Source organism: Novosphingobium sp. ST904, from assembly GCF_001298105.1.
Taxonomy (GTDB): domain Bacteria; phylum Pseudomonadota; class Alphaproteobacteria; order Sphingomonadales; family Sphingomonadaceae; genus Novosphingobium.
Window position 1 is genome coordinate 1 of sequence record NZ_LGJH01000040.1, and the last position, 1,991, is coordinate 1,991.

The following is a 1,991-nucleotide window of genomic DNA, read 5'->3' on the forward strand; positions in this document are numbered from 1 at the left end:
CCGCTCGCGGACTTCAGGTGAAAATTTGTTGGTTGTCTTGCTCATAACGGATGCTCCTTCTCACAAGTTGGAGCCTCCTGGAAACCCGGGGCGCTTCAACCCCTTGCTTGGAGCCGCCATGTCACCGCGCACGCGCAAGGTGCCCGTGCCCTTGCCGAGGTGAAACAACGGCGCGTCTGCCAGATAGTCGGTCGCATGAGCGACCTGACGCACATAGCCTGCGCGCGCGATCTCCCGCGCTTCGGCACGAAATGGCCAGCGCACATGCGCATCCTTGGACAGCACTTCATAGGGGGCCGATGCCTCGCGCCGCCAATGCTCAATTGCGGCGATGGCGACAAGGATGCCAACGCCCACGGCAATTAACAGCCATGCGGCCAGCAGGCCCAAGATTGTGATGGCACCGCCGAACAGGGTAGCGGCGAAGTCCGCTGCAACGGCCTGCCATACATCCCAGCCCGAAACGTAGGCAGGCGCTTCGCCGGGGAATTGTTCGATTAGGGCGCGCGCAGCGGTCGCGTCCTGTGACGCAACGCCCTTCCACGCCAGCAGCAACAGCGGTTGCGCGAAAAGGGCGATCAGCGCCGCTGCAAGGCCGCTTTGTGCTGCGGCCTTCGTCAGTCCCGCGCTGAAATGGCGGTCGGCCATCCAAGGAATATCCTGACCGCCAACAAGTTTCCCGTCCTCCCACAAGGGACGGCGAATATCCTCGGGCACCTCTTGATAGAGGAACGGGTAGCGTTCTTCGGGCCACAGTTCGCGCGCAAATGCTGCCCGATCGCCAGCAGGCAACCCGGTCTTGCGCGTGCCGATGCGCTCCACGCCCGCCGCGAAGCGTTCGCTTGCATTGGCAAGGAACGGCACACGCGCGACAAGCCAGTTCACCGGCCTCCACAGCACGTAGGCGGCAAGACCGATGATAAATAGCGCGAGCGCAGGAATGAGATTGAGCGCCTTGCGCAGGATTTTGCGGATGGGCGCAAACAGCAAGGCTATCGCGAAAGCGGCAACGATGACGAGAGGGATAAGCCAGCCTGTCATCTTTGCACCTCAAAGGCAGTGGCGGGCAACAATCCGCGCATGGTTTCCGGGATGGTGGTCGGGTCGATAGCGGGCGATCCGCATGGCAAGGCACCCTGCATGGCAAGGCAATAGTGCTGCCACGCGCCTTGATTGTCGCGCCGGATCAGCCCAAAGATACGCCGCACCTGCGGTGGCTGCTGATAGCTGCGGTTGGCGACATCAACGTAATAGCCAATCAGGATCGTGCGCCCGTCCTCGACCGCCTGAATGCGGTCGGCCTGCCAATCGCCACGCCAGAACGCATCGGCGGTCAGGCGGGTGACGGTCGCAGGCAAGTCCCCGTCTCGGCGTAGCGCGTCAAGCGCAGCGGTCACTGCGGCTTGGGCTGGATCGGGCGCGGGTGCCTGAATGGCGGTCTGTGGCGGCTGGCTGAATCTGTCACCGCTCCCTTGTATAAACTGGCTGACCGCGCGGCGCTGCGTGTCAACGAAGGCAGCCTTAGCCTCGGACACGCGCGTTGATGGCGGGCTGTGGGGCAATGAAAGGGCAAGCCAAACGCCAAGAATGATCGCGGCCACCGCGCCCCAAAACAGGAAAGGCGCGGCCATGCGCCAGCGTGCCGCCCTCACATGGCCTTGCGTTACAAGCTGCTCCCATTGTTCCACAAGCAAGCTCCCCCAAGCTTGCCACGGCTGCAACTAACGGCGCGACAAGCCAATGATTCAGTTCGGCATATTAAGCGGGGCAGCGATGCGATCAAGCAGACTGTGCATTGCATCCTGACATCAGCGGACAAGTAATTGCGCGATTGGTGTTGTTCTTTCATTTCAGTGCGGATGATGGGCGGAAGTTGAACGTCTGACTTCCCTGGTGGGTTCAACGGGTGGTGGCAACACTTTAATCTTTTGAGGAAGATGGAGTGTCGCGATGAAGCAGCGTCGTCGGATATATTACACGGCCAGCCAGCG

The 1,991-nt window shown here is 61.5% G+C and carries 2 protein-coding genes; both read right to left on the reverse strand.

The genetic code is table 11. The annotated features are described in order from the left end of the window. Positions 1-60: 60 nt before the first annotated feature. Complete coding sequence (locus ADT71_RS00275; RefSeq protein WP_054434102.1) at positions 61-1,041, reverse strand: hypothetical protein; 981 nt, start codon at positions 1,039-1,041, stop codon at positions 61-63. Further along, a complete protein-coding gene (locus ADT71_RS00280; RefSeq protein WP_197282862.1) occupies positions 1,038-1,688 on the reverse strand; it encodes a hypothetical protein in 651 nt (216 codons plus the stop codon). Before ADT71_RS00280 ends, ADT71_RS00275 begins: the two co-directional genes overlap by 4 nt. Positions 1,689-1,991: the final 303 nt, after the last annotated feature.